This window comes from Lentilactobacillus diolivorans DSM 14421 (genome assembly GCF_001434255.1).
Lineage (GTDB): Bacteria > Bacillota > Bacilli > Lactobacillales > Lactobacillaceae > Lentilactobacillus > Lentilactobacillus diolivorans.
In genome coordinates this window covers 1-650 of sequence record NZ_AZEY01000106.1, presented here as the reverse complement: position 1 = coordinate 650, position 650 = coordinate 1, and the positions used below count along the sequence as shown (strand labels likewise).

At 41.2% G+C, this 650-nt stretch carries 1 protein-coding gene; it reads left to right on the top strand.

Annotation, left to right across the window (positions count from 1 at the left end):
- Positions 1 to 650 (top strand): MFS transporter (locus FC85_RS13865; protein WP_157051300.1); only part of this gene is annotated, 650 nt, incomplete at both ends.

The following is a 650-nucleotide window of genomic DNA, read 5'->3' as shown; positions in this document are numbered from 1 at the left end:
GCCATCATTCACGAACTCTTGATTCAAGAAAAAGGCAACCTTGATGAACCAAAAGTTCATCTTGATAAAGAAACGTTAAAGAAATACTTCTTCTTCCCAACTCACGATGCTCGCGACTTTTACCTGGCTTTGACTGGTAAATTCTTCATGGTTGTTGGGTCAACGATTGTCACAACTTTCCTGTTGTTCCTGTTTACTGATTATATTGGTCAAAGTACCGGTCAGGCCGGTAAGTCAATTTCAATTTTCTCAATGATTATGTTAGTCATCGGTGTCTTCTTCGCGTTAGTTGGTGGCCCACTAGCTGATAAAATGAAGCGGGTAAAAGCCCCGGTTGTTATTGCAACCTTTGCACTTGGTGCAGCAGCTTTGTTCCCACTATTTGTTAAAGAACCATGGGCAATGTTTGCATATGCTGTCATTGCTGCCTTTGGTAATGGTTTGTACAACTCGGTTGATGGTGCCTTGAATATGGATGTTTTGCCATCATCTGATACGGCTGGTAAAGATTTAGGCTTAATTAACTTGGCAAATACATTAGGTCAAATGTTAGGTGCCATGGTTGCCTCAGCCATTGTTGAAGGATTTGGTTATCATGCAATCTTTATCTTCGCAATTGGAATGGAGATTGTCGGTGGTATTGCCATTGC